Raw genomic sequence first — 1,832 nt, forward strand, 5'->3', positions numbered from 1 at the left:
GCATCATAGGACAAGTTACCAACGTAAATTGACATCTTTAACAATCTCCAATATTCCCAAGCAAAGAGATAGCTTAACAAAGGTTGAGCTGCTATGCTTGCTCTGCATCCGGTAGGTTCTCTTACAGCAAACTTAACTGCAACTTCAGCTCAGACTCTTCTTCTACAGGCACAGGGCGATCGCTAACCGCCGGACAATATTGCCGGTAATCACACTCTTGGCAATGCTCCCCTGGCCCTGGTTCAAACGCCTCATCTGAAACCAGCTTGTAAGCCAGCTCTTCAATCCGGGCCTGGACAATTTCTAGATGCTGGGGCCGGGTCTGGAAAGGGACCACCTCCCCGGTCCTCAGGTAAATGTGGCTGACTTTGGCAAGGGAAGCTCCATAGTGCTGAGCGATCGCTATCTGATACAGTCCTAGTTGCACATCAACTTCCAACTCAGTTAGGGTCTTCTGCTGACGACTGGATTTGTATTCAATCAGGTGGAGCTGGGCAATATCTGAACTTCCGGGCAGCCGATCCAGGAGATCATATCGGCCTATTATCTTAAATTCAACACTGCCAACAACTAGCCGCCCATCCAGCTTTCCTTCCACAGCCAGGGGCGGCTGCCACTGCTCTAAAGGCTGCACAAACTTTTGATAATATTGCTCCAACATCCGCCAGCCTTCATCAATCTGATTTGAAGAAAGATTTGGAAATTTCTCTAGCATCTCCTCCCAGGCATCTTGCATAACTCTCAATCCTGGCATTCCCTTCCATCCCGGCCAGCGGTTGAACTGAGCTAGAGCCTGATGAAGTGCCTTACCCAGTAGCGGCTGTCGAATCGGACGACCGGGCACTCGCTTCAGATATTTCAATGAGAACTGGTTAGGACAGCGCTGGTAGTGCTGGAGCTTAGTGGCAGAGATTTGATAGGCCATGGGTCAGTCTGGGAGAAGGGGACTTGCCTGTACCTAGTTTAGAAGGTTTCTTAGCGAATGGATAAACTAAAGTATTCGCTAAGAACTTTCGCTAAGACCACGCGCTTTGCCTGTCTATGTGTTGGAGATAGCGTTAGGGCAGCCTTTTAGTGCCAAAACTGTAAAGACTTCTTAGCGAACATATCCAGGATAAACATTCGCTAAGATTCTGCCTTGCCCAAGTAGTGGGTTTTGAGTTTCCCATCTTGCCAATACCTTAGATATCGATAAGGTCCATAGACTTTGCCCCGCTTTGTATCTGGAATCATCTTCACCTCAATGTGGCCTTTGCCCCCTTTTGGTCCCCGATGAATTCCTGAAACAATTGCTTCTTCTTCCTGGCTCCCTGCTGGTTCATCTTTGGCTGAGAGAAGGGCTTCCACAATTGCTTGCACCTCTTTCAATTTATCGTAGGAAAGACTATCAAGGTGCTGTGCGATCGAATCTAGGGGAGAACTGGTGGCTCGGCGTCTAGGCATAGGTATTCTTAGCGAACAGATGGGGATAGAACCAAGTTAACCGTTCGCTAAGAGTAGCAACTTTTGATCAGCAGACATAGCAATTTGCTGTCGTAATTCCTTAAAAAGTCGTCAAGCTCAATAGAGATAATGATTCTGATGATTTAATGTATTGTTAAAATACTGTAATGTTGCATTGATTCATTATTGCATTAGTGTAATATAACAATGTATAAAGATTTAAGTGTGTGTTTGCTGCATTGCTGCTATACAGCATTGTGAATTTAAGGCTTAATTGCTTTATTGTTGTAGTATTTTACTGAGTTGTATAATTGTTCAATGAAGTGCGTAATGCTCTGTGTTGTTACAGCGTCCTTAATTTGGAGGTGTGAGTGCTAACCATCACTGCT

Annotated in this window: 2 protein-coding genes; both read right to left on the bottom strand. The window is 45.6% G+C overall.

All coding sequences use genetic code 11. The features are described from left to right. Nucleotides 1-121: 121 nt before the first annotated feature. On the bottom strand, nucleotides 122-925 hold the full coding sequence (locus AC2VE5_RS26310; RefSeq protein WP_486890504.1) for a RecB family exonuclease: 804 nt from the start codon (nucleotides 923-925) through the stop codon (nucleotides 122-124). 200 nt (nucleotides 926-1,125) lie between these two features. Then, a complete protein-coding gene (locus tag AC2VE5_RS26315; protein ID WP_486890505.1) occupies nucleotides 1,126-1,443 on the bottom strand; it encodes a DUF6788 family protein in 318 nt (105 codons plus the stop codon). Nucleotides 1,444-1,832 lie beyond the last annotated feature (389 nt).

This window comes from Aliterella sp. E5.1 (assembly GCF_057473825.1).